The following is a 26,322-nucleotide window of genomic DNA, read 5'->3' as shown; positions in this document are numbered from 1 at the left end:
TTTTACAATCAGGATGCACATGCACTTATTCACACGATGTGAACCGCACTCCAGCCTTCACTCGTTATACAGTCACCACGCTATGATGGCTCCCCTGTGATCGTTAGAATTCGCACAATATGAACCAGAACGACAAAACACCTCATCCTAGACCTAAGGACGGGGTGTTTTTGGTTTAAAACTTATATGATTAAAAGATGGCACGATATCTTGCTTACTAGATCACAACAATGCAGGGAAGCTCGGTGTACCGTTCGTCTATAATTAGGGAGCTGATTTGCATTATTTTACTTACGGGTTAACTGGTTATTACACGCGGTTCGCTCACTTTTTATGAATCCGAATCTGAACGTAAGCCAGTCTTGATACGATATAGACCGGCTTGTTGCACAGACGGTCACCCATGGACATCAGCATACTGGTCGCGGTATTTCTCGTTATATACCCGGCCGACGGACTCCGCGAGTCCACCGCGTGCCTTGGTTGGATAACGCTCGATCGTGTGATAAAGCCGCATAAACCGGTCTTTGGGCATGAAACGTGCATAGCGGGTGATCAGACTGGGAAACAGTTCAATATATTTGCTCTTACGCACGGCAGCAGCCGCCACGGCGGTCAGAATCTTGATGCCATTATGCAACTGTAAAATGTGAACCTCATACGTGGCGATATATCGAATCGCGTCTTCACGAATCAGTTCCGGCTTCAGCCGGGCAATTTCGCCAATATACTCGGCGAGCAGTCGCTCGAAGTTCTGGAGCAGTAGCGGTTTAAGTTGCAAGTCCATATCGCTGCGTAACACGAAGGATTGCAGTAACGCGATCTGTTGCAGACGAATCCGGTCGTTATAGATCAGGGAGCCGATCTCGCGCAACATCTCGTAGGCGAGTGCCTCGTCCTCTTTTCGCGCTTCGGCAACAAGGGCCCAGTTCTGATTGATCCCTTGGCGAATGATCTCTTCGTCCAATCGTAGCAACTGTCTCATTTCGCGCCGTTGTTCAATCTGGAATGAACGCTGCTGCAAGAAGATTAGGCCGCCGAACAGTAACAGCGTCATCGTAACAGCGATCATAGACTGGTCCAGCGTTTCACCGAAATAAGTAGCTGCGGCGCCGATCAAAAGAACAAAGAAAGCATCACGGACCATCCTGCGTTTTACTCGTGAACTTGCTTTTTCCTCTACGGTGACAAGGGTGCTACGTCCGCAGGAAGTGCACTGATCTTCCCAGAGGCAGGTATACTGCCCGCAGCGTTTGCAGATATGCAACTTTTGGTAGGCATATGTCGTTCGATAGAAAGGCCGGATGGATACTACTTTTTTCGTACTACTCATGCTCCATCACGCCCACCATTTAGAATATTGTACAGGGTACGATCCGTGTCTTCACGGGAGACGGTCTTTCGCCGATGAACCTGAAACGTGATCACCTTGATCATAACAAAAAGAAACACTATGGCGAGGCATACGTATGTAACCATAATTCCGTCCCTTTCTAAGGCTTGAAGATCAAGCGCTGTTATATTGCGGTTTGTTGGTAATAGCTATATCATATTTCCATAGTTGGAATTTTAATTCCAACAAAAGCGCTAAAATCGTCGATTTTTGTCAGACATTACAAAATTGTAACTCAGAATAGGGGTGCTTTTCAGATTTTATTAGAAGACTGTTAAGATTTCCTTAAGGCTTGACGCCTATAATAAACTATTCGCATTTTAATCTCAAACGTGAAGGAGTACAGCCCATGCTGCGGATACGCAAAAAACGCTGGCTCAGCGGAACTCTGGTTCTGCTGGCATTACTAACCCTGCTGCTGCCTTCGGCATTGCTCCCCCAAGCGGAAGCTGCCCAGGCACAAACGAGTGGAATCGACGCGGTGCTTGTAGCCGATGTCAGCAACTCGATGAATACAAGTGATCGCGACAAGATCAGTAACGAAGCGATGAAAATGTTTATAGATATGCTGCCCACCGTCGGCGATAAAGTAGGTATCGTGGCTTATACCGATCAGGTGGAGCGAGAAAAGGCAATGCTTGAGATTCAGTCTGACGCAGATAAAAGTAATCTGAAAGACTTTATCGACCAGCTTGGCAGAGGCCCATACACCGATATATCCGTAGGTGTTGCGGAAGCCATGAACATATTGAGCCATGGGGCCGACCCGTCGCACTCGCCCATGATTGTACTGCTTGCGGATGGCAATAACGATTTTAACAAAAGCAAAGGACGCACCCAGGGCGAGTCGGATGCGGATCTGGCAAAAGCCGTCAAGGATGCGCAAGCGAAAGGTATTCCAGTCTACACGATCGGACTGAATGCCGATGGCAAGCTGAACAAAAATGCACTTGCAGACCTTGCCAAACAAACAAAAGGCAAGTCGTTTATCACCGATACACCGGATGATCTGCCGCAGATTTTGAGTGAAATTTTCGCCGATCATGCCAAGCTGAATGTTGTGAAGCTACCTTCTGTAACCGGAAACGGCAGTTATCAGGAAGTTACCGTGAACGTGCCGAATGACAGCGTGCTCGAGGCCAATATTTCCATCATGTCTTCGAAGCCAGTACAGGTACAGTTAACCGATCCTTCTGGCAAGAACGTAAACCTGAATTCGAATGAGGCCAAGCTATCTACCTCCAAAAGTTATTCGCTGGTGAAGCTCTTGAAACCTCAGGAGGGCGACTGGAAACTTCGGGTAAAAGGGGCTCCCAAAGACAGCATCGATATCAACTTGCTGTTTAACTACGATCTTCAACTCGTTGCGGACCCAATTAAGACCAAGTCCTATACGAAAGGCGACAAGATCGACCTGTCAGCGAGGCTGGAAAATGGCGGTCAACCGCTACAAGATAAAGATCTGTACGCGGACATGAAGGCCACCTTGATCGTGAATGACAAGGACGCAGGCAAGAGTGAAGAGCAACCGCTGAAGAACACCGGCTCCGGTTTTGCCGGAACCTTTGAAGTGCCGGACAATCACAACTATGAACTGATCATCCGTGCAGAGGAAGACAGCTTTTACCGTGAAAGTGCACCGATTGTCATCAACGCAGGGGGCACAGGCGGAAGTCAGGCAAAACCTACAACGCCACCTGCTGCGAATGATAAGCCGTTCCCTTGGTTGCCCGTCATCCTGGGTGTGATTGCCCTGATCGTGGTGGCGGCCTGCGGTTGGTTCCTGATGGGCTGGCTGAAACGCAAAAACCGCGGCTTTGTCGGTCAGATCATCGTGGAGATTCGGGATGAGAACACTGGAGACAAATCCTATCCGCAATACAAAAAGCTGGCATCCTTCCGGGGCAAGTTCCACCTGCATCAATTGTTGCAGCTTGATCCTGAACTGAAGGAAACCGAAAAATATATATTTACTCCTGGCAATGGAGACCGATTGATCATTCGCAATACCGCAGGAGGTACGCTGGAGAAATCAGGTCGTGCGGTAGATGCAAGCTCAGGCGTTGAACTGAAGAACGGTGATCGACTGAGCATCCCGCTGCAACAGGCGGATAAAACGATTTTGATTGAGTATTTGGTGTAACGTGTTAGAGCTCAGTGAATGAGAGCTTTAAAAGACAGATTTCAATTTACACGTTAACGGAGAGGACAGAAAAAAGCTGGAGAAGCGAAGCGTTCGCCTTTATCACCGGATATCAACCTTGAAAAACATATTCAAAGATATCCGGGGATAACAGCGATCGTAAGATTATTCTGTCATCGGAGTGGCAAGTGTAAATGATATTTCTAGTCTTTTTAATTGAAATACAGGGAGGATATTGAATGAAACCGATCGTGAGAGAACATATTCAACAACTGGATGTATCACTGGGCGGAGGTATCGTCAGTGAGAAAATCAGGGTCGATACGATTGACAACCCGATTCTGATTATCGGTCTGGGCGGAACGGGAATTGACGCGCTACTGCGTCTGAAATATCAGATCAATCGTCGTTTCAAGCTGCCACAAGACCCGGTGTCCAAGAAAAAGATGGAGAAGCCGGACAACGTTGAATTTCTGGCGTTTGAAACGAACGAACAGGATCGCGCGAAGAAATACAGAGGCATCGGACTTGATCCGATCAACGAATTTGTACTGCTTTCGAATGCCGAGATTGGTGGCCTTTTGCAGAACCGCAGCGTGCTGGAGCCGTATATTATAGACTGGCTGTCTCCTGAACTGAGCATCACGGACGGTATGAACGGAGCCGCAGGGGTGCGTCAGGCTGGACGTTTGCTGCTGTTTACGAAGATCAATCAAGTCGTACAGGCCATCGATAAAAAGATCAAAACATTATCCGTTGGTACGAATAAAAAACTAATGGTATTCCTGCTCACCGGATTGTCCGGTGGTACAGGCAGCGGCTGCTTCCTCGATATTTCCTATATCGTGCGTGGCATCATTGAGCGGGATCACGGCTCTGCCGGGATTGACCGCGTCAACACGCTCGGTTACCTGTTTACGCCAGACGTGAACTTGTCCAATAAAAGCCTGAGTGAGCATACACGCGAATATATTCGCAAGAATGGATATGCAGCGCTCAAAGAGCTGGATTACTGGATGAACGTGGACAGCCGCGGTGAGCGGTTTACCCAGAAGTACGGCAACATTTTGGCCGTGAACTCACCGTTGCCGCCATTTAACCTGTGTCATCTGATCTCGGCGACGAATACGGAAGGTAAATTGCTGGAGAATGCCTACGACTACTGCATGAACGTTACGGCGGAGAACATCACCAACTTTATCTCCAGTGAAGAGAAGCAGTCGGGTGAGGAATTTGCGATCCATGACTATATCAGCAACATTCGCACCAACATCGCACAGATGAACAAAGTGTACCCGGCCAACTACGACTACAACATCATCGGTGCATCTTCGGCTGTACTGCCGATTGAAGAGATGACAACATATCTGGCCTACCGGATGTTCGACAAAATGAGCACCATGTTCTCCAAAGCACCGAATCAGGAAGATACCGAGAAGTTTGCACGTAAGCTGGGCATCGATCTCGAAAGTGTCGTCAAATCCTTCGAATCCCGCGTACCTGAACCGCTACCGGGTTACCAGAACAGCGAACGTCTATCCTATGGCAACGTGGTGAAATCCCAGGTCGTCAACATGGATACGGAGCTGGAACAGAACTTCCTGGCACGTGCCCGTGAGGAATATATCAAGGCGAAGAAACAGCTTCCGGGCGAGATTGCGGGTCAGTTTACCGAGCAGATCCGGCGGATGTTTTTGCATCCTGAACAGGGGCCGTTCTATGTCTCTCGTTTGATTTATACCGAAAAAGGATTCTGTGTACTGAAAATGATTCAGTCGTACATCGAAACGCTACGGGAAAATGCATTCCGCATTCCACGTGATATTGAAGCGGCTCAGGAGCAATCCGAAGAGAAGCTGGGTGATGCGAAGAGTGCTTTTGTCTCCAAAGAGAAGAAAAAGAATGCTTATATCGAAGCGAAAATTCATGAATACTGGCTGCATGCCGATGTGGAACGCAACGACCAGATGATTGAGTTCTATGAAGACTTGTATGAGCTGCTGAATCAAGAGAACAGTCGCATTTATAACGTATTTTCCGAGACGCTGAATGCACTCAGCTCCATCTTTGCCAAGAACGGCGATCTGCTGACACGCGGCGAAGAGCAAACGGATCATAAAGGCAACAAAACCTATTATTGGAACGTGGTAAGTGTACCGGATATCGTGAGCGTGGTGGACGGGTTGCTGGACAAACGCGACACGGATGATCTGATCCGCGACTTCTCGCGTGAGCTGCTGGAGAATTCGAGCCAGTGGGTGAAGGAAAACGAGATTGATATCGTCAGCTCCATCTCTGATTTCCTGAGTGAGAAGTTTGGTGATCTCATTACTCGCTCCATGGAAGATTTCCTGGTGATCAAATATGGGAAAGACGAGTCCGTTGAGAAATTCGTGGAACGTTTTATTGCAGGTAAGCTGGATGATGAGGCCGTGCCGGTATTTAATCTGAGCAATAGCACAGGCAGTCTACATTTCCCTTCCTGGGGGTTTGTGTCCGTGCCAGCACAGGCTCCGGGTATCTTGAAAGGGATTCGTAACTACCAGAACAATGCCGTAGGCAAATCTCACTTTACTGTTAAAGAGAGCGAAGTGCGGAACCGTATTTTCTGGCTGAATACACGCAACGGGGTACCGCTCTTTGTATATACACCGCTCAAAGTGTATGAAGAGAGCTATGAACGCACGATTTTGGACAAAGAGGGTATTGGACGCCATCTGGTGCAGACGGAGAAAAATAACTGGACGTACCTGCCATCTCCAATCCCGGAAAAGTCTTGGGGAGATGTGTACGAGAATGCCCGCGTGAAGCAGTATAATGCACGGGTTCGCAATGAATTCGAGCAAGCGCTCGGTTATAACATTGTCACTGCCAAATCGCAGGATGAAAATACAAGTAACCGATATGCGATTGTCACGACGGAACCGTTTGACCTGTCTGCCAAGCTGGCTGCTTACGACATGCGCCTCACATCGAACGCACCGAATCTGGGTGAGGTGAAACGAGCTGTTATGGAGCTGAAACGCCTGCAATCCGAAGGACTGCCGCGGGTGGACACGAAGGATATTTTCGGAAGTATTAATGAGGATATGGCGAAAGAGAACCTTGTACGCTCTCCGCAGCTCATCGCGCGAGTACGTGAAGAACTGGCGAAGATGAATGCGATCACAGCGAAAGTGGCTGAACTGGAAGGCATTCTCACACAGTATCAGGATGAAGAGCAGTGGTATGACCGCTTTATCGAAGCACTCTATACAGATACGATTGTTAAAAAGGGTGCACTATACGTCTATGACCGTGATCCGGAGGAAGACGCATGGGAACCGTTCGCTAACCTGATGAAAAGCCGTAATTTCGCTGAATACGAAGTGTTTGGCAACTTCCGCGGCCTGTCCGAGAAGGATCGCAGTACATTGCTACGCAAATCCTCCCGTCGCGACAACGACCTGACCGCTTCCGAGGATATTACACCGCTCCTGAGCAAGCTGGATGATCTGGCGGCACTGTTTATGGAGTCACGTGATCGTCTGGAGTATGAACGGGTAGAACTCGCGAACGGAGAAGACATCTACCAGTTCTACAGAACGATGTCGTCGAAGCTGAACGATATTCGCAGAAGGCTGAAATAAGGTGGCTGATGGTATGAATGTACCAATGAATATGCAGCAAAAAGAAAACGGGATGCAGCACGCCTTAAAGCGTGAGCTTTACAAGTACGCTTCCCGGTACGCCGTAGAACAGGAACGCCAAGGAAGCCAAGGGGATGGACGCAGCAGCATCCATTACCCGGCCTTGTTCCTTTTTGTTGGTGATCTGGTGAAACCTGCGGTGTCCGCTGTGCATGATATTAACCAGTTGAAGTGGGATAACGAAGACGGTGTAGTATACGTACACATTGGGACAGATGATACATCGAATGAAGCCGATGCTGCAAATGCATCGAGTCCTTCGAGTCCTTCAAATGCTTCAAACACATTGAATCCAGTGGATGCAGTGAATGCAACGAATTCGTCTCACAATCAGGAGAAAGCAAAATCAGGTTACGGGGCCGAGTCATCCTATGAAAACGCTCAGGTCACGTACCACCGTTTACCGATCTCCACCTCGCATTCACAGCGGAGCTCTTCCAAAACGCTGCGCAAGGATGTACACCGTAGCTTTCACGAGTCGGCAGCGGCGCTTTTTGGATTAAATCGAATGATGCGGCGGGTAAGCAACCGTATTGCTGAATATGGACGGCTGTATTCGTCCTTTGATCGAATTTACGTAACCGTCATTACCCGGGCCGATGATCCGCTGAATGTACTGTTGCCGGAGATAACGAAGCTGGCCGAGACCATTCTGGCACAGTCTTTCAAGTCGGTACAGACGGATCTTCATGTGCTGGTTAGTGAGATGGAGCAGGTCGATTCCTTTGGATATGCCAGCGCAGCGGGACTTGCTTTTCTGCGTGAGCTCGATTACATGCAATCGTTGGATTACATGTTCAGCGGCAAGTTGCTGGTGACGGAGGACGGGATATCCATTCCCGTAACCCATCCTGCAGCGCCCTTGTTTGATCTGGTCTATGTACTTTCGGACAAAAACGAACGTGGCACCGGTGTACCTGGCGGCTGGATTGAAAATGCCGAGATCATCTGCCGCATCTGCCTGCTGAAGAACCGAAAGCAGGAGGAAAGCTATGAAGACCGGGCTGCCATCGCCAGCACGGGCGCGAATACCTACAATAATACGTCGTTTAAAAATAATATCCGTACCACCTCGGATCAGCATGGGTATGCCAGTGCAGGTTTTGCCGAGATCAGGCGGCCGAACAAACCGATTGCACTGACCGTGCTGTACCATCTGTACCGTTATCTGCTCAGCCGGATGCAACAGGAGCCAGACTGGAGCATCAAGGACAAAATGACCTTTTTCGGACTGGATGCCTCCTCCGTGGAACGTAAGGTGGAGGGGCTGTTGCCAAGCGAAGACCTCGTTAGTGGCATGAGCGGCATCATGACGCATAATCGCAGCTTTGCTGAACTCAAGCCGCTCTCTTTAAGAGAGGCTGAGCGAGCGCTATATGGAGAAGGAGCGGAAGCCTATTTCCGTGAAAATGTTGTCCGTCCGGTGCAGGAACGTGTACGCGAGCGCAGTTCTTCGGGGTCGCTTCGCCGTCAGGCCGAGCAGTCTCATATGGAATATCCCGAAATAGGATACTTTCAGTGGGCTGCCTGGAGCGACGGTGAGCCAGGGAGTGTTCGTGAAGCCCTGCTCGCCCTGATCCGCGACAAATCGATGCAACTCGAATCCGCACGGGCACTGATGGAACAGCGTCAGCAAGAGCGGGTGGAGGATCAACCGATCAAACGTGCGCTCTTCCGTGATAAGCAGAACGTGCGCAATCTAATCGATTGTTTACTGGAACGTGTATATGAACCCAAGGTAGAACTGCTACGGTTGGAAAATGAACTGCATTTGCTTCGTATCTACGATACGGAAATGGAAGAACTGCATCGCTACAGTCGTCAAGTTACAACCTCACTTGAAGCGCTGGAGCGTACATTGCGTGAAGTAGCGGAAGAGAGCATTGCCGCTGCTGACGAATACATTGGTCAGAACGTCATGGAGTATTACGGCAAAGTAACGGAAGAACTGATCGCCGATCTGGAGGCAAGACGGGGGCGGGAAGTATGGTTCGAAGATCGCTACATGGGAGACATGAATGAGCTTGTGATCAAAGGCAGTGACCGTTTGCTTGCACGCTTAATGGAAGTTTGCCGTGACTTGTTGCTTTCCGCGGAACCGCTACGCTTGTCGTTTGAAGAGGAACTACTGCAGCGAGCTAATGTGACGATTACGTACAGGGATCGGGATGTGTTGACCCGAGATGATCTATTCCGCAGGCTGTATCGCACATTGGAAGATCAGGCCGTTGTTCGGATACGGGTGTTCGACTATACGCAAGAGCATCGGTATGAAGAGAAGTACTTTTTTGGCGACCATCACAGTGCTTTTATGGACTACGCGGCACATGCCGAGGAAACCTCACGCATCTACAAGCTGGGTGTGGTGTATGAGGAACGTAGCAGCGGGGTAGAGAAGCTTAATCTGATGGGTGGTTTCCATCTGGAGGATCTTATGGTGTACCGCAACGGCAAGGTGTACTACGACTCGTATACGGAAAATGGTTATGAGCTTCATCCTGCGGAGCTAGCAGAGAAACTGTCTCCGCTTCGGTAGCGGAATGAAAGAACATATAGCACAATGCACGTTGGAAGGGGCATCCTGTTAAGGGAGTGTAGAGGTAAACCATCTTTAAGTTCAACTTGCTTAGATTAAGCAGAGGTGTCGTTCTATGTTTCGTGGGTACTAAGTCAGCCCGCTTCTGGCGGGCGTTGAGAAAGGATGCATGCAGACATGCAGCGAAAAATCAATCTTCTCCTGGTGCTGTTCAGCCTAATTGGCGGAGCAGTTGGTTTTGCGGCAGGAGAAATCATGCTGCATCAGTGGCTTGGGGAAATGCCGCGCCTGCTGCTGATGGGGTTATATTTCGGTGTGCTAGCACTTAGCGTGGGGCTGTTCTGCCTACTGGCAGAGATGATCTCACCAAGACTGAACGGTGCTTCGTGGAAGCTCAGGTATCTCAGCTTGTCCTGGAAGCTGCTTGTGCCTGCAACGCTAGCATTGCTACTGGTTGTAGGGATGGGATTGCAATTGCTGTACCAGATCAATCCGGGCGGGGCAAAACAGGTCAAAGACATCATATTGATGATCGATAATTCAGGCAGCATGAACGAGACTGATCCCAATAACGGGCGGTTTGAAGCAGCCAAGACGCTCATTAATCAGATGGAGAGCGACAAACAGGTGGCTGTCATTACGTTTGACGATCAGCCTCAACTGTTGCAGCCGTTTATTGCCGTAGATAGTGAAGCTGCCAAAAGCGAAGTGAATAGCAAAATCGACGGCATTGTCACCACATCCGGGGGGACGAATTTTGATGCGGTACTCCGGGAAGGCATGAAACTGATCGAAGACAAACAAGATCCGAAACGGGGAACAGTCGTTATCCTGTTATCGGACGGATTCAGTGATGCTGATATCTCGGGCATTTTGCCGCAATATGTACAGGAACAAGTGGCTATCCATACTGTTGGTCTGAGCCTGGTAGACCCTTCGGGGACGGATTTGCTTAAGAGCATTGCTCAGCAAACCGGCGGGATGTACTATGATGTACCTGACGCAGGTGGGCTGAATGTCGCGTTCCAACAGATTTACGATACGATTGATGAACGTACTCTCGTGACGGAGCGTACAGGTGCGATGGAACACAGTATGTATCTGGCCATTTTCCGTGTTGTGGCTTTGCTGCTGATCGGTGTGGCGCTTGGCGTATCCCTTGGACTTGTGTTTGATAACCGTCATCTTGCACTCAGCTTCGGTGTAGGTGGTGCAGTATCAGGTTTGCTAGCCGGACTGTTACTGGAGTGGGGGTTAAACGGTTCTAGTGTGGGTGATGCTTTCGTTCGATTTGGAGCCATGCTGATCCTGTCAGGTATACTTACCCTTTTCTCCTGGATTGTTCCGATCAAAGAGAACACACCACGCAAGAGCAAAGGGCGCCGGGATGCTGGCCGTGGAACTTCTTCTGCGGAAGGATTCGGTAGGCGGCCAAGAGATACACGCAGCAAAGGATTCTAACATCGGGGAGGTCAACGGAATATGCGGTTTATGAATGCAGATGCAGATCCTTCGGCTCCCCGGATTCGAAAGTTGACGCTCGCAGTAGACGAAGGTCGTTGCACACTTCGCTGGCTCTGGCCGGAGCAACTTGAGGCGGTATACGTGGAACGATTGGAACTTAATCTTATGAATACGGATCGTGTGGGTGAAGAACACAGGAGTGTTACTGATTATGGAGACCATGTGGGCGGATCGACACAGGGCAAGCTGAAGCTGTATACGCGAGAGGAGTACAAGGCGAATAACGGGTATGTGGATCGAATTACCGGCTTTGGTGCGATTCAGTACACGGTGTACGCATGCCAGATGCATGAGGATGGGCCTGTACTGATCCGTCAGCAGGATGAAGATAATCAGGGCATTGCAAGTGCAGGCAAGGCGGATATCCGCTTTGCCATTCGCTATAAGAGCGGTTTTTTTCAGAAACGCAAGACGGTGTTGATCACGGTAACTGCTGAGGTACCTGTGCCTAAAGAAGCGCTTTGTTATGTTCGTAAACAAGGTGGCGTTCCGCTGAACAAGGACGATGGAACGGAGTATCCATTTGTGAGTGATTTTGTACCGGGGAAAAATGAAATGCCGCCCGTGGAAGTGGCCAAAGACGACTATATCAGGTTATTCTTCACGGACGGCCCCAAGTACGGAGCTGCCTATAGGCTGATATCAGATTAAACAGACATGACGACTGAAGTTGAGCTTTCAAGCGATTGGAAGGTTGTTCTGTCATCGAAGTGTACCTTGTAAATAACTCCATTTAACTTGGATGTATTTTACACAGATAAGGGGAGGGGAGTGTCTATGAGTTTTTTTAGCCGGTTTTTGAAGAGACAGCAGCCGGAGGAACGGCCGTTGTTCTACGATATCGTATGTCCATACTGCTTTAGCAAATTCTCACCGGAAGAGGTTGTGTTCCGTGCGGCTCACCATCGTGACGATGACGAGGATTATGCACTCGGAGAAGATGCCAAGCTTAACCGATATCGTGAACGCTTTGGGCTGGATACGGTATTTGATATGGAAGCTGTACTGTCACCTTATGATGTACCGGAGGAGCACCGAATCTATTCGGATAACATTGTCATGGGCCTGAATGATCGTTACGGTGTGATGACACGCCGCCGTCTGTGCCCGCATTGTCATAATGAGTTGCCTGTAACAGCGGGTAAGGCACCAAGCAATATCATTTCAATTATTGGTGCATCCCAGGTCGGGAAATCCGTGTATATGACTTCCTTAATTCATACGTTGCAGCATTATACTGCGGATCATTTTGATGCCGCTTGTATGCCGCTGAATGCCGAGATCAGCCGCCGTTTCCGTGCGGATTATGAAGAGCCGCTGTTCGAACGAGGCGACTTGCTGGATTCCACGCAGAAGGAAAAGCTGCAGGAGCCATTTATTTTTCAGTTTGTGTTCAAGGACGAGGATAAAGCGCCGCTGACCCTGGTGTTTTTTGACGTGGCAGGTGAAGGTATGGTGGAGCAGGATTATCTGGGCTTGCACGGACAGCATATCAAAAACTCGGCAGGTATTCTGTTCATGGTTGACCCGCTTCAGATTCGTTCGATCCGGGACAAAATCCGCATTAACCTGGGTAACGAACCGGGAGAATGGACGCCGAAGTACGATGAGCCACGCGATGTGGTGCTGACCCTTTTCGGTGACTTTATCGCCTATCAAGACAAGGCCAAAACCAATATTCCAACCGCTGTCGTGCTCACCAAAAGTGACATGCTGCATTCCCTGAAGGACGAGGAGGGAGATTACATCAAATCCAACAGCAATGTGTTCCGCAACATGGTTCACCGCGACTCTTTCGACCTGACCGAGTTTGAGAATATCGACGGGGAGATTCGCCGTTTTATCGAGAAAGTGGATCGTCCGTTTAAAGGTACGATGGATGTGTATTTCAAAGACACCGCTTATTTTGCCGTATCTGCGCTGGGAAGTAATCCGGTAGATATGAAAATTCAGGGCGTGGTTAGTCCCATCCGAGTGGACGAGCCTTTCCTGTGGCTGCTATACAAACTCAAGTACATTGAGGGGAGAGTGGGATGATGCGTTCTACCAACACTCCGCCCATTGAACAGCAGATGTACACGAGAGAGCGGCGCGGGGTATTCCGGACAACGGAGGGGTTTGACACGGTGGCTGCATCACCGGGACTGGAACCTTCTTTTATCAAAAAAATACTTCATCCTTACTGTGTCTATGATGCTCCTGCGGAGCTGACAGGCCGAAGTGATAAGGACGAGAGCAAGTATCCGGCTTCGATGCACCTGCTACATCTGGAGAGTGGCGAGACCATTCTCGGGCAAAATGTGTATCAGGCTGCGGATTTTACCGGCCTGCGCAGCGCGTTTTTCGCTCACAATTATGTTCTATCACCGGCAAGCTCGGAAGAATATATGAAACGTGGCGACTGGCTGGATGCCGTGTTCGCCAACTCATATGATATCGAGCAGGGTACAGAGCTACCTGCACTGACAGCATTGCCTTTAGCGACAGAAGGTGGAGCAGGACTTGGAACTGAACTGCCCGGCGGTAGCTTTGAGGCAAACACGTCACCGAGCCAGATTCTAAGCGCTCTGAAAATGGACGAGACATTGTTCAAGCGTATGCTGTATGCCGTGATGCAATCTGTGGCGGCACGTCGCAAGGTATACATAGCACTGGATGTGCCAGCAGAGGAAGTAACAGCAGGAGCCAAGGCATTGCTTCGTCTGCTGTACAAGGCATTGCCGTATGCATTCCGACGTCAGCTTGGTTTTATGACATTTGCCAAAGAGCCACAGGCCAAGAAAGGTATTCATGTGCAATTTGTGGAGCGTGGCACACTGCGTCCCAAGGATCGAAATACGGAGAAGGATTTTACATTTGATCTCGTCTCTGGGCGTGTCACGCACGCGGATGCTTCAGTTGCGAAGTTACCATATGCAGAATTTGCGTGGTTTTTGATGCAGGATCAGGCAAGGTCGGCCGAGTTTTATGGATTTGCCGATGAGATGTTGGCAGGCATGGAGCCTGGACGTGAACTTTCCATCGAAGCCTATGGGGAGCTATCTGTATTTTACAGCCTTGAACAAGGCGTAGAGGATTTATATCTGAATAACAAACATGAGGTCTTGAGCGGCTTGTTGACATATCTGAAGCCGGAGGGCGGATTACAGCAGCGTTCACGTCTGAACGAACTGTTCCTGACCTTGCTCAGCCGGGAACTGGATAGTGTACGGCGGGAAAATGTACCTGAAGAAGTGGTGGCTTCTCGCATCGGTGAGTATTTTCGGGTCGCTGCACCAGTGGTGAAGGCCCGGATTGTGGATTATTTTATCTACGGTGTAAACAATGCGCGAGCGCAGAAACGATTGCGCGCTGTGCAGGAGCTGTATACCATTTTGGATCGGGATGCTCAGTTGAATCAGGCCTTTTTTGATAAGGTGCTGGGTAATGCTTCATTGACCGAACTGCTGTTTGAGCCATATCTGGACAATCAGCTGAAACGTACCGAAACGGCAGCAGGTGTGATTGAGCTTATCCAGCGATGGGTTACGGCTCATCCATCTGCCATCCAATCCGCTTTTTTAGTGGAACGGTCTTGTACCGAGCTACGGGAAAGACTGTGTTCTGCGCCCAATCCGGTGCAATCAGCGAACGAAGCTCTTCAACGGGTTAGCGTTTTGGACTTTATCACCGAGAGTGGTGCGATGGAATCGGAAATTACCGGATATATCGGACAAACAGAGTTTTTTGCCGACTCAGGACAGCGTGCTGAGACTGTGTCCCCTGCTAGCAAACCAACCGCCTCATCTCTTCGCGGCCAACAGGCTGCATATCAGGAGGCTTTAACCAAGCTAGCTGACAAACTTGCTTATGTCATCAACCTGTTTATGATCCAGGATCTTGATCTGGACCGGGTGAATCGGGAGCAACTGTTGCAGATCGATATTTTGCAGCATGAGCATGAGGTTCGGGATTGGTCGGTACGTCAAGGTTCGGATGTCGTTGCAAGAACCAATATGATGCTGGCAGCCAGAGCTTGGCTTAGCGGTGACGGTAATGCGGAAGAAGGAATGGAATCTCTCTCCCTTGCTGAGCGGGATGAGCTTCAGCGCTGGACTCGTCGCTGGCTCGCGGCAGAGCTACGGAATCAGCCGGGAACACCAGCGTATGAGGCATTGTCGCTTGCGTTTTATCGTGGGGGTAGCGGGAGTAATCGGCTTGATTATTCGGGTCTGATCGAGTTTGCACGCAGTCATATGGGGCACCCCGAAGAGATCTATACTTTTTTTGAATGGTCTGGTGCGCAGCGCATGTTTGTTCGCGGTTCTAACGCACATAAAGGATATGCGGATGCCATCATCCTGTATTTCAAAACGCATGATCGGGAAGCGTTCCGATCCAAGTCTGCTTTTAAGCCGTACTATGCCAAAGCAGGAAAAGCGCTGAAGCCGGTCTATGATCGGGCCAAAGCGGAACTTGCCTCCCCGTTCATGCGCATGTTAACAGGACGGAAGAAAACACGGTGGCTGGGATTGTTGCTGTTGTTCCTGATTCTTGGTGTTGCAGGTGGTACGTATGCTCTGATGAACAATTCATCTGAACCTGAGGCACAGCCACCCATAGATCGGGAACCTGTAGTTGCCACGAATCCAGAAGAGAAGCCAGCAGACTACATTGCTTATATTGTTGCAGAGAACAAGCAGGAAGGGTCTAAATCACCAGCCCAATTAGTCATCCGCTTTCGGAGCGAGACAGGCGGAATTCCTTTTGAAAAGGGGGACCTTCAGCTACGTATGGATGACGGAAGCACAAAGGATATCGATGTTACAGACCAATGGGAAAGCCTGAGTCGTGGTGAAGGCTCTGATACAGAAAATACAGGTCAAGGTTCAGCTGATTCAACGACTGGCGTAACAGACGAGACAGCAACGAAACAAGGTGATTCCTCGAAGGAACAGCCAGATGCTTCAACGAGTGAAGCGGATAAGGGTGCTCCATCCGAAGTTGACAACGCGTCAACCGGCACAACAAATGAATCACCGGAGCAAAGCCAAAATAAAACAGGTGATAATTCAACCGATGAAGCTTCACCAGAGGGCCAGAATAAAACGGATACTAAGGCACCGTTAACCTTGGCAGAAGCAGATCGCTTGTACCCCTATGGCATGCAGATTAAGTTGCCAGACGATATCAACCCCGATCAAGTTGTGAGCATCCAGCAAGGTGCAGAAGGCTCGGGGATCACGATTAACCTGATGCAGAAGCCAAGCTGAATTTGTATTAGGCACCATGTGAATTGGAACTGGCAAGGAACTATAAAGTGAGATTTGAGGGATGATTCTGAAACGGAGGTTTCAGAATCATCTTTTTTTGTGTAACAATTATCTTTTCTAGATGAAGTGTGCTGATGAGTTGTTTTTGTTCACAAATTAGACATATATCAATTGATTCAAATTAAGGTAATTAGGCGAGCGGTGAAAAATCGCACGGAATGACTGAGAAATACTCTCATATAATAAGTGTCATAGTAGCCATCGAGATGCTGATTTCGAGCAAAGAATGCCTTATATCATCAAAAAAATTGGGATTTTTGGTTGACAAGTGATAATGATTATCAGTATCTTTAGTGTAGCAGATTAAACAGTTTCTTTTAGAAGGTTAAAGCGTCGGAAAATTCAGAAGTAATGAATCAGAATATAATTTCAATTTCGTTGTCGTTATGATAGCCGGAATACATACCGGGATTAATGAGAGAGGGATGATCGCATGTTTCGTCTGGAGACGTCCAAGCTGGATATCGCTTATGAGGAAAGACTGATTGTTGAGGATCTGAACATTCAGATTCCCCAAGGGAAAATTACCGCACTTGTGGGAGCCAACGGTTCGGGGAAATCAACGATTCTGAAGACTATGGCACGTATTATGTCTCCGAAGGCAGGTAGCGTGTTACTCGACGGCAAGTCCATCCATAAGCAGTCTACGCGTGAAGTTGCCAAGCAACTAGCGATTCTGCCTCAGAATCCTACAGCACCGGAAGGGCTGACCGTTACAGAATTGGTTTCCTATGGTCGTTTCCCTTATCAAAAAGGATTCGGTTCCATGCGTGCAGAAGACAAACGCATGATTGAGTGGGCGATCGAAGTGACTGGCATGACGGAGTTTCATGACCGTCCGATCGATCAGTTGTCCGGTGGACAACGTCAACGTGCGTGGATCGCTATGGCACTTGCACAGGAAACAGATATTCTGTTCCTGGACGAGCCGACAACCTTCCTCGATATGGCTCACCAGCTTGAAGTATTGCAGTTGCTGGAGCATCTAAATGCCACTGCTAATCGTACCATTGTGATGGTCGTCCATGACCTGAATCATGCATCTCGGTATGCACAGCATATGATCGGCATCAAGCAAGGTAAAGCCATTGCAGAAGGTTCCCCAGTTGAAGTGATGACCTCAGACGTGCTGCGTGAAGTATTTAACATTGAAGCCGACATCGTTATGGACCCGCGCTCCAATGTACCGCTCTGCTTGCCATATGCGCTCGCTGGCGAACGTCCAAAACCAGTTGCTCCTGAAACCAAGGTAGTGAACAGTGCGATGGTTCATGCGGCAGGTCGCGCCGAACATCGTGTGCAAGCAACAGGCAGTTAAAATAAACGAGCTGGATCGGATGTGCGATCCTGAATTATAGATATGAAGCCGCTGTGCGCTGTTAGCACGCGGCTCATTCGCATTCACAGGAGGTTTCAATTAATGAGCGCAATCAATTACACCTGGCTTGAACAATATGCACGTATTTCGAGGAATCCCATTTTGAACTCTGTTTACGCTGCACCTCTGGCTTCGTTAAGGGACGCAGAGCAGGCAAGAGATATGCTAACAGCATATAACGAACATTTGCGTGCAGATAGCTTGCAAACCGCAGCGGTGTATTTCATGCATTCCGTTCGTGGTTTGCTCTTGGGTATACATCACCTAAACGCGATGTGTGACAAGGTGCTGGATATTTCTCTGGATAATATTCGATTACAACTCACCCTGCAGGACGGATATCCCGCATTTCATTTTCAACTGCTAGATGACGCTGAAAAGGCTCATCCAGCACCCCCCGTCAACGACGAGCACCACTCAGCGGTAGCTTCTACATCTACACGTCAGGCGATGCTTGCAGCTTATTACGGAGAACAGCTTCGGCCTTTAATTGAAGGAGTGGCACTGGCTGGCGGGGCGAATACAGGTCAGATGTGGGCACAGCTTGCGTCGATCCTGAGATGGTTCAAAACGCTGGCTGTTCAGATGGAGATTACAGATCAGGAGCGAGAAGCTGTTATTCAGGGGTATGAGCATGTCATAACGATGCCACCGGAAGTTCTGGGATTACGTAAAAATCTGTTGAAATTCAAGCCGGTAGAGATAGACAGCCCGTATCAACCGGGGGAGAAGATCTTAATGAAGTCAACATGCTGCCTGTATTATAAGGTGGACGGGGGTCAAGATTATTGTTACACGTGTCCCAAACTGAGCAAAGCTGAGCGGCAAACTCGATATGAGGCGATTGTAGCTTCCCGGTAAATTTGAAGTTCACACTTGAACACGTTTATAATTGGGATATTACGATCTCATAGGAGGAATTAGCAATGTCCGTATATTCGTACAAGGCGGTAACCACCGCAAATCAGGAAGTGCCGCTGGATATGTATCAAGGCAAGGTGCTCGTTATTGCAAACACAGCGAGTAAATGTGGATTGACCCCGCAATACGGTGAATTGCAGAAGCTCTATGACCGTTATCGTGATCAAGGCCTCGTCGTACTCGGATTCCCTTGTAACCAATTTGGTGGGCAGGAGCCGGGAACAAGCGAAGAAGCTGAATCCTTTTGCCAGATTAACTACGGCGTTAATTTCCCGGTCTTTGCAAAAGTAGATGTGAACGGAGAAGAGGCTCATCCCCTCTTTCAATATTTGAAAGAACAACAGCCCGGATCAGGTGAAACCAGCGACATTCAATGGAACTTTACCAAGTTTCTTGTGAACCGCGAAGGTGAAGTTGTTGGCCGCGTTGAACCGAAAGAATCACCAGAGTCCATGAGTGCAACGATTGAGCAATTGCTAGGTTAATGTGCTACATCTGCTGTAAGGTAAACGTATGATGACGAGAAGCCTGTCCTGCTATTTCGCAGGGACAGGCTTCTTTTTATTGTCTAAAGTGTTGTATCTACACAGAATACTCTACTCAAAATTATTATGATTTGGGAAGTGGCTTGCTAAGCTTGTAATACCCTTGTTCGGAGGCAAGCTTCAGCAGATTACGAGCATAACTTCCAGCCCATGAATAGCCATGTCTGCGCTCCTCGCTGATGTCCAGAATGTTCATATATTTTTTGCCGTCCCGATCTGCGTAAAAAGGAATATCTTCATCGACGTTATAGAAACGGTACCAAATGACACTGCCAGCATCGGGCTCGAAATAAACGGGGCCTTGCCGATTGTATTTGGTGCCATCTTCACGAACGGTATCAAACCATTTCAATGCGCTTTTAGCAGCATGTTCGATTTCAGGTGTCTGAGGTAGAGACATAAGGAAAGCGGTAATGGCAACTGACTCTGATCCCGATTTGGAAGCCAGCTCATAGGCTCGGCCAGGTAACGGTTCATAGGTCACAGGATCATGCTGTGCACCCCAGACAGTAGGTACTCCCTTATTTATAATCTGGGCTTTCAGCGTATAAGCAATACCTTTATCTAATGCAAGCTTTAGTTTACTGCGTTCCTGGCTCGTCAGAATATCATTATCAAACCCGTGTTTGCGCTGGGTGATATCATCTAGTAGAATCATCGTTTGCACCATCGCATTGTCATTGTACGTTACGGCATCCGAATAATTACTGCGTTTAGGATAGACCTGAGGCCAGCCACCCGAAGGGTACTGTGACACGAGAATAAAATCAACGGCTTTGCGGACACTGTCCTTAAAGATCGGATTACCGGTTTTGACATACATTTCAGTCAGGAAGCGGATTTCCGATGTTGTAGCATCATTATCGAAGGTTCCAAGCTCAACACCGCTCGGGTCTTTCCAGCCAGAACGTTCCGTTACACCATTCCAAGGGGTAGCATATTGTTTCTCCATGTCTTTGTAAAAGCCGCCGTGCGGCATCTGCCAGGATACGATATTCAATGCATAAGCCGTATCTTTGGCGAGATCCCCTGTGGCGAAGTTGCTAATATCCCTGAATTTCTGCAACAAAGAGGACACATCTACAAGGGTAGAACTAGACTTCTGGCTTGGCAACACTTCGGTTTTAATTGTCACTGGGGCGGAGGAAGGATTAACATCGGCAGCAGCGGCATGTGGAGTGACTAATGCGGCAGTGATCATGGCCATAGAAAGTGCAACGGGTATGATGCGTAATGGGGCTAACAATTTAGGGGTACTCAAGTGAACGCCTCCTCAAGCTATTATTTTTCCGAACTAATATGGAACATATATAACATATAATCCAATAAAAGGATTCTATATATTGTAAGCGCTTACCAATAAAGAAATCAACCTTTAATTTCAAATGGCATCCATTTTTGCATTCTGTTCATTCATCCTGCCCATTGTGTTCGATAGAAGATAGCTGGCACTGCGCTAAAACGGAATTTGAATGATTTGGAGAGCATAAGCAATAGGCAACTCGGGGAAAATGTAAGCAGTGAAAATAAGATTGGGTCCGTACTTATAACGATAAAATCTATGGCGAACTTAAGAAAAAAGTAGAACTGTCGCATGTTTTATGAGGAAATTGAATTTATTTTTGCAAAACCTATTGCATTGTGAAAAAGATCACATTATAATGAGTGTATAAAGTGAAATAAATCACAAGTGATCTACCGAACAAATAGTGAATTATTTCACAAAATCAACCATGTTTATTAAACTCATTTTTTATATACTCCAAGGAGGAACTCTCATGAAAATCGCAGTCATCGGATGTACACACGCAGGAACAGCAGCCATCGTAAATACCGCCAAATTATACCCGGATGCCACCATTACCGTATATGAACGCAATGATAATATCTCTTTCCTGTCATGTGGTATTGCGCTCTACGTAGGTGGAGTAGTCAAAGACCCTGACGGCCTGTTCTACTCTTCGCCGAATCAATTGGCAGATCTCGGGGTAGTGACCAAGATGCTTCACGAAGTTACAGCAGTGGATGCCAAAGGCCACACCTTGCGGGCTAAAAATCTGCAAACCGGGGAAGAATTTGAAGATACATTTGACAAACTGATCATGACTACAGGTTCATGGCCTGTTGTGCCGAAGCTGGAAGGCATCGAGATGGATAACATCCTGCTTTGCAAAAACTACAATCACTCCAACACTATTATCGAAAAAGCCAAAGATGCGAAACGTGTTACTGTAGTCGGCGCAGGATACATCGGTGTGGAACTGGTCGAAGCATTCCAGATGAACGGTAAAGAAGTGACGCTGATCGACAGCGTGGATCGTATTTTGAACAAATACCTTGATCCTGAATTTACAGATGGAATTGAAGATACGCTCACGAATAAAGGCATTAAACTGGCTCTCGGTCAAACCGTACAGAAATTTACGGGCGAGAACGGCAAGGTAAACAAAGTCATCACATCCAAAGGGGAGTTTGAGACTGACTTGGTCATTCTTTGCATCGGATTCCGTCCAAATACGGAGCTGCTTAAAGGCCAAGTGGATATGTTGCCAAACGGTGCAATTATCGTCGATAAATATATGCAAACTAGTCAGGAAGATGTCTTTGCTGCAGGTGACAGCTGTGCGATCCACTACAATCCAACCGGCAAAGCGGCTTACATTCCACTAGCAACAAACGCCGTGCGGATGGGTACACTCGTAGCGAGAAACCTGGTTCGTCCAACGACACCTTATATGGGAACACAGGGCACATCGGGCATCAAAATTTATGAGCAAAATATTGCAGGAACAGGAATGACCGAGATGTCTGCTAAAGAAGAGGGGCTTGTTGTCGAATCGGTTGTTCTGGAAGACAGCTACCGTCCTGAGTTCATGCCAACGGCTGAGAAACTGTTGCTTAAAGTGGTTTACGAACAAGCGACTCGCCGGATTGTCGGTGCACAGGTAATGTCACAAGTGGATCTGACGCAGTCGATCAATACGATCTCGGTTTGTATTCAGAACAACATGACGGTGGATGAGCTGGCGTTTATCGACTTCTTCTTCCAACCGCACTACAACAAACCTTGGAACTTCCTGAACACAGCAGGTCTGCAAGCCCTGCCTCCGGTAGAGGTTAAAGCGCCAGCGCTGGTGTAAGTCGTGAGGTGAGTCATGAATGTAGGCGGCTAGCAACGATATTAAAATTGGGTACATCATAAAATAAAGACAGAAGGAAGGCTGGCGATCGTATCGTCAGTCTTCTTTTTTTGTCGTCTAAGTAGCAAATTGAATTATCTTCTTAGATTACTTTGTGATTATTTGCACAAAGTTTTCGACAAGGTCGAGATACAATAAAACCATAGATGAATTCAATGATTTGCGAACGGATAGAAGACAAAGGAGAGGATGACATATGGCGACCAAAACACCTCTGGAGGTTGCACAATATACGGCGCAGGCTGGTGTTAAGAAAGCACAGAATCCGGTTTCTTCTGTGCTGATTCTTGGTTTCCTGGCGGGAGCCTTTATTGCGCTTGGGTTTCTGCTCGATATTCGCGTAATTGCATCTGCACCAGCGGAGTGGGGGAGCATTGCAACGTTTATCGGAGCGGCGGTGTTCCCGGTAGGTCTGATTCTGGTTTTGATTGGTGGTGGAGAACTGTTAACGGGCAATATGATGGCTGTACCGCTCGCTGCAATCACACGTAAAATCTCTCCAGCCAGCATGTTGAAGAACCTGCTACTTGTGACCGTGGGTAATTTGCTCGGTGCATTGTTTGTGGCCTTTTTCTTTGGTCATGTGCTTGGGCTCACCGCAGAGGGTGTATACCTGAGCAAAGTGGTTGATATGGCAGGACACAAATTGCATGACAGCTTCCTGCAGGCTTTTATCTCAGGCATAGGCTGTAACTGGCTGGTAGCGCTGGCTGTCTGGCTGTCTTATGCATCCGATACGATGAGCGGTAAAATTCTGGGCATTTGGTTTCCAACGATGGCGTTTGTGGCTATCGGATTTCAGCACGTTGTGGCCAACATGTTTCTGATTCCAGCGGCGATCTTTGAGGGGCACTTTTCCTGGGGCCAGTACGTCATGAATTTTATTCCGGTTTGGCTAGGTAATTTAACGGGTGGAGCGTTGTTCGTAGCGGCTGCGTATTGGATGGTATATCTGCGTAAAACAGAGCCAGCGGCCAAGCCGGAGACGGTTGTTCCTGCTATGGTTTCTTCAGTGGAAGCAGAAGGTAGAGCGATGTGGAGTAAACAGGCGTAATTTATGGGAGAGTCGACACTTAGGAGCATTGTAGCATCATATTTGTAAGAATACGGAATAACGAAGTGAGATGATGCATTTCATCGCTTCACGACAGGGTTGATCGTGGAGAGATGGGAGGGGGTCATCTTTTTTTTTGCCCAAAATTAAATTCGCCATGACAAGGTTCGGGGGAACGAAACCTGAGCATGGCGAATTTCGGGAGTGGTCCATGATATGGCATGAGGAGGAAGTGGGGAAACACCAGCCTAATGCCTTGTTCTTAATTTACCCTAGGGTTCAGAGAATGAATCATAGGCAGAAAACTTTTTTCGAAATTAAAGTTTTCGAATGGAATGACCAGTTTGCACACATAACATGCTACCCAGCAATGATGAAGATTTGGCCGATTCATTCTGTTCTCTTTACGTTATAACCCTGAACGGGATATGATATAGGGATAGCTATTGAAAGAGGGGGAGCCCAATGATGATTGAACAGGAGAATGGTGTATTTCCAGCGGTATGCCCGCTCGATTGTCCAGACACATGTGGTCTGCTATTACATAAAGAAAACGGTAAAATTACGAAGGTCACCGGTAATCCGGATCATCCGATTACGAGGGGTGCAATCTGTAATAAAGTTCGAAATATGACGGAGCGGGTGTATCATCCCGAGCGACTTCAATATCCGATGCGACGTGTCGGCGCCAAAGGTGAAGGCAAGTTCGAGCGTATCAGTTGGGACGAAGCGATTCAGGAAATCACAGGAAAGTTCAAAGACTTGTCTGCAACGTATGGACCTGAGAGCATTCTACCTTATAGTTTTTACGGTAATATGGGTGTGCTAGGTGTCGACGGCATGGATCGGCGTTTCTTCAATGCGCTTGGCGCAAGCGTGCTGGAGCAGACGATATGTAATGCTGCCGGTAACACAGGCTGGAAATATACGATGGGAGCCAACCACGGCACGTTGCCTGAGGATACAGAGCATGCAGATCTGATTGTGGTGTGGGGTGGGAACATTGTCAGCACCAATATGCATCAGGTTGTACTGGCGGAGAAGGCTCGTAAGAACGGTGCCAAAATCGTTGTCATTGACGTTCACCGAAATCGTACGGCACAATGGGCGGACTGGTTCATCCCGCTCTATCCGGGTACGGACAGTGCGCTGGCACTGGGAATGATGCATGTGCTGTTTGAGCAAGGACTGACGAATGAAGCGTTTATGCAAAAATATACCGTGGGACACGAAGCACTACGCGAGCATGTCCGTAGTTACACACCGGAGCGCGTAGCACGCATTACAGGCGTGCCGGAAGAAACGATCGTAGAGCTGGCACAGCTCTACGGAAGAGCGCAGGCCGCTCATATTCACATTGGCAATGGCTTGCAGCACCATGACAATGGGGGCATGAACGTGCGCAGCATCGCCTGCTTGCCTGCAATTACAGGGCAGTGGCTGAAGCGCGGCGGCGGTGCAGTTCGCACGAACAGCTACGGGAGCACCAACGGTGACGCGTTGGAGCGGCCTGACCTAAGGCAAAATGCCAATCCGCGGGTCGTAAACATGAACCGGATTGGCGAAGCATTGCTGGAGGCGGAGCAGCCGATCCGGGCTATGTTAGTTTACTGCAGCAATCCACTGGTGGTAGCACCGGATACGGAACGAGTGGAGCGAGGTTTTGCACGGGAAGATCTGTTTACTGTGGTTCATGACCTGTTCATGACGGATACGGCAAAATATGCAGATATTGTGCTGCCAGCGACATCATCTTTTGAAGCAACAGACCTATACCTGTCCTACTGGCACCAGTATGTCCAGCTACAAGAGCCGGTGATCGCACCAATCGGCGAGAGTAAAAGCAATGTGGAGCTGTTCTCGTTACTTGGCCAAGCCATGGGTTATGATGCGGACATCTTTGGTGAGAAGCCGGAGCAGATGATTGAGAACGCACTTCAGGGCACGGAGAACCCTTATATGAATGGGATTACACTGGATCGTCTGAAGCAACAGCGGTTTGTGAAGCTGGACATGTCGGCTCATGAATCTTTCCTGGAACATTTGCCTACGCCATCAGGCAAGATTGAATTATACTCCGAGCAGATGCAGCAGAAGGGACTACCGCCATTACCGACATACGCCGCGTTAGTTGAAGGTTTTGATGGAGAGAATCCGGCTGGTCCAGATGAAGCGTATCCACTTATGTTTGTATCTCCGCCGAACCATAATTTCTTGAATTCCAACTTTGGTAATTCAGCTAAACATCAACGTTTGGAGAAGATGCCGCTATTGCAAATTCATCCAGAGGACGCGGCTCGCCGCGAAGTACAGGATGGCGATGCGGTTGTGGTATGGAATGAACGGGGACGTATTGAACTGACCGCCAAAGTTACGGATGCCATGCTTCCGGGAACGGTCATCAGCCAAGGACTGTGGTGGGACGGCGAGGGCAAAAAACAGCGCTCCAATTCCCTGACATCGGGCCGCTTGTCGGATATGGGGAACGGTGCAACCTTTTTCTCGGCCACTGTTGAAGTGAAGCGGCAATGAGTGTGCTTGCAGCCAGATAGTTTTGATGTAATATAGATTCATATTATAATATCTTTAACTTACAGGCTTCCGCCGTGGCGAGTTGTGCCACGTGT

15 protein-coding genes are annotated in these 26,322 nt (G+C 48.5%); 13 read left to right on the top strand and 2 right to left on the bottom strand.

The genetic code is table 11. The annotated features are described in order from the left end of the window. Positions 1-397: 397 nt before the first annotated feature. Complete coding sequence (locus MHI38_RS13775; protein ID WP_341181316.1) at positions 398-1,333, bottom strand: hypothetical protein; 936 nt, start codon at positions 1,331-1,333, stop codon at positions 398-400. Between the two features lie 409 nt (positions 1,334-1,742). On the opposite strand from MHI38_RS13775, the gene MHI38_RS13770 reads away from it, so the two are divergent. From MHI38_RS13770 to MHI38_RS13725, 10 genes are all read left to right on the top strand, one after another. Continuing rightward, positions 1,743-3,536 (top strand): VWA domain-containing protein, encoded by a 1,794-nt coding sequence (locus tag MHI38_RS13770; protein ID WP_154892005.1) that lies wholly within the window; start codon positions 1,743-1,745, stop codon positions 3,534-3,536. Positions 3,537-3,775: 239 nt separating this feature from the next. Then, a complete protein-coding gene (locus MHI38_RS13765; RefSeq protein ID WP_341181315.1) occupies positions 3,776-7,165 on the top strand; it encodes a tubulin-like doman-containing protein in 3,390 nt (1,129 codons plus the stop codon). Between the two features lie 13 nt (positions 7,166-7,178). Further along, complete coding sequence (locus MHI38_RS13760) at positions 7,179-9,761, top strand: transcription initiation factor TFIID (RefSeq protein ID WP_341181314.1); 2,583 nt, start codon at positions 7,179-7,181, stop codon at positions 9,759-9,761. Between the two features lie 177 nt (positions 9,762-9,938). After that, a complete protein-coding gene (locus MHI38_RS13755) occupies positions 9,939-11,222 on the top strand; it encodes a vWA domain-containing protein (protein ID WP_341181313.1) in 1,284 nt (427 codons plus the stop codon). A 21-nt stretch (positions 11,223-11,243) separates the two neighbouring features. Next, positions 11,244-11,936, top strand: coding sequence for a beta-mannanase (locus MHI38_RS13750; protein ID WP_154892003.1), 693 nt, complete (start codon positions 11,244-11,246; stop codon positions 11,934-11,936). Positions 11,937-12,062: 126 nt separating this feature from the next. After that, positions 12,063-13,322 carry a TRAFAC clade GTPase domain-containing protein gene (locus MHI38_RS13745; RefSeq protein ID WP_090924168.1) on the top strand — a complete coding sequence of 420 codons (1,260 nt, stop codon included), beginning with the start codon at positions 12,063-12,065 and terminating at the stop codon, positions 13,320-13,322. After that, on the top strand, positions 13,322-16,537 hold the full coding sequence (locus tag MHI38_RS13740; RefSeq protein WP_186809860.1) for a GAP1-N2 domain-containing protein: 3,216 nt from the start codon (positions 13,322-13,324) through the stop codon (positions 16,535-16,537). Before MHI38_RS13745 ends, MHI38_RS13740 begins: the two co-directional genes overlap by 1 nt. 493 nt (positions 16,538-17,030) lie before the next feature. Next, positions 17,031-17,915 (top strand): ABC transporter ATP-binding protein, encoded by an 885-nt coding sequence (locus MHI38_RS13735; protein ID WP_090924170.1) that lies wholly within the window; start codon positions 17,031-17,033, stop codon positions 17,913-17,915. Between the two features lie 102 nt (positions 17,916-18,017). Next, positions 18,018-18,836, top strand: coding sequence for a ferric iron reductase (locus MHI38_RS13730; RefSeq protein WP_186809859.1), 819 nt, complete (start codon positions 18,018-18,020; stop codon positions 18,834-18,836). Between the two features lie 65 nt (positions 18,837-18,901). Then, entirely contained in the window at positions 18,902-19,381 is a 480-nt protein-coding gene (locus tag MHI38_RS13725; RefSeq protein ID WP_090924172.1) for a glutathione peroxidase, read from the top strand. Positions 19,382-19,505: 124 nt separating this feature from the next. Here MHI38_RS13725 and pelA read toward each other — a convergent pair whose 3' ends face one another. After that, a complete protein-coding gene (gene pelA / locus MHI38_RS13720; RefSeq protein ID WP_445667210.1) occupies positions 19,506-20,702 on the bottom strand; it encodes a pectate lyase in 1,197 nt (398 codons plus the stop codon). 517 nt (positions 20,703-21,219) lie between these two features. Between pelA and MHI38_RS13715 the strand changes: the two genes are divergently transcribed. From MHI38_RS13715 to MHI38_RS13705, 3 genes are all read left to right on the top strand, one after another. Beyond that, the gene (locus MHI38_RS13715; RefSeq protein WP_154892001.1) at positions 21,220-22,581 is read left to right on the top strand and encodes an FAD-dependent oxidoreductase; all 1,362 of its coding nucleotides are present in this window, start codon (positions 21,220-21,222) and stop codon (positions 22,579-22,581) included. Positions 22,582-22,837: 256 nt separating this feature from the next. Next, complete coding sequence (locus MHI38_RS13710) at positions 22,838-23,695, top strand: formate/nitrite family transporter (RefSeq protein ID WP_154892000.1); 858 nt, start codon at positions 22,838-22,840, stop codon at positions 23,693-23,695. Between the two features lie 468 nt (positions 23,696-24,163). Further along, complete coding sequence (locus MHI38_RS13705) at positions 24,164-26,227, top strand: molybdopterin-dependent oxidoreductase (protein ID WP_154892015.1); 2,064 nt, start codon at positions 24,164-24,166, stop codon at positions 26,225-26,227. The last annotated feature ends 95 nt before the right edge of the window (positions 26,228-26,322 follow it).

Source organism: Paenibacillus sp. FSL K6-1558 (assembly GCF_038002565.1).
In the GTDB taxonomy this organism is placed as follows: domain Bacteria; phylum Bacillota; class Bacilli; order Paenibacillales; family Paenibacillaceae; genus Paenibacillus; species Paenibacillus polysaccharolyticus.
The sequence above is the reverse complement of the archived record's forward strand: the minus strand, read 5'-3'. Positions and strand labels throughout refer to the sequence as shown.

Bases quoted from the DNA above. Each gene is read 5' to 3' on its own strand.
- MHI38_RS13775 (WP_341181316.1), bottom strand. From the start codon at position 1,333: ATGAGTAGTACGAAAAAAGTAGTATCCATCCGGCCTTTCTATCGAACG.
- MHI38_RS13770 (WP_154892005.1), top strand. From the start codon at position 1,743: ATGCTGCGGATACGCAAAAAACGCTGGCTCAGCGGAACTCTGGTTCTG.
- MHI38_RS13765 (WP_341181315.1), top strand. From the start codon at position 3,776: ATGAAACCGATCGTGAGAGAACATATTCAACAACTGGATGTATCACTG.
- MHI38_RS13760 (WP_341181314.1), top strand. From the start codon at position 7,179: ATGAATGTACCAATGAATATGCAGCAAAAAGAAAACGGGATGCAGCAC.
- MHI38_RS13755 (WP_341181313.1), top strand. From the start codon at position 9,939: ATGCAGCGAAAAATCAATCTTCTCCTGGTGCTGTTCAGCCTAATTGGC.
- MHI38_RS13750 (WP_154892003.1), top strand. From the start codon at position 11,244: ATGCGGTTTATGAATGCAGATGCAGATCCTTCGGCTCCCCGGATTCGA.
- MHI38_RS13745 (WP_090924168.1), top strand. From the start codon at position 12,063: ATGAGTTTTTTTAGCCGGTTTTTGAAGAGACAGCAGCCGGAGGAACGG.
- MHI38_RS13740 (WP_186809860.1), top strand. From the start codon at position 13,322: ATGCGTTCTACCAACACTCCGCCCATTGAACAGCAGATGTACACGAGA.
- MHI38_RS13735 (WP_090924170.1), top strand. From the start codon at position 17,031: ATGTTTCGTCTGGAGACGTCCAAGCTGGATATCGCTTATGAGGAAAGA.
- MHI38_RS13730 (WP_186809859.1), top strand. From the start codon at position 18,018: ATGAGCGCAATCAATTACACCTGGCTTGAACAATATGCACGTATTTCG.
- MHI38_RS13725 (WP_090924172.1), top strand. From the start codon at position 18,902: ATGTCCGTATATTCGTACAAGGCGGTAACCACCGCAAATCAGGAAGTG.
- MHI38_RS13715 (WP_154892001.1), top strand. From the start codon at position 21,220: ATGAAAATCGCAGTCATCGGATGTACACACGCAGGAACAGCAGCCATC.
- MHI38_RS13710 (WP_154892000.1), top strand. From the start codon at position 22,838: ATGGCGACCAAAACACCTCTGGAGGTTGCACAATATACGGCGCAGGCT.
- MHI38_RS13705 (WP_154892015.1), top strand. From the start codon at position 24,164: ATGATTGAACAGGAGAATGGTGTATTTCCAGCGGTATGCCCGCTCGAT.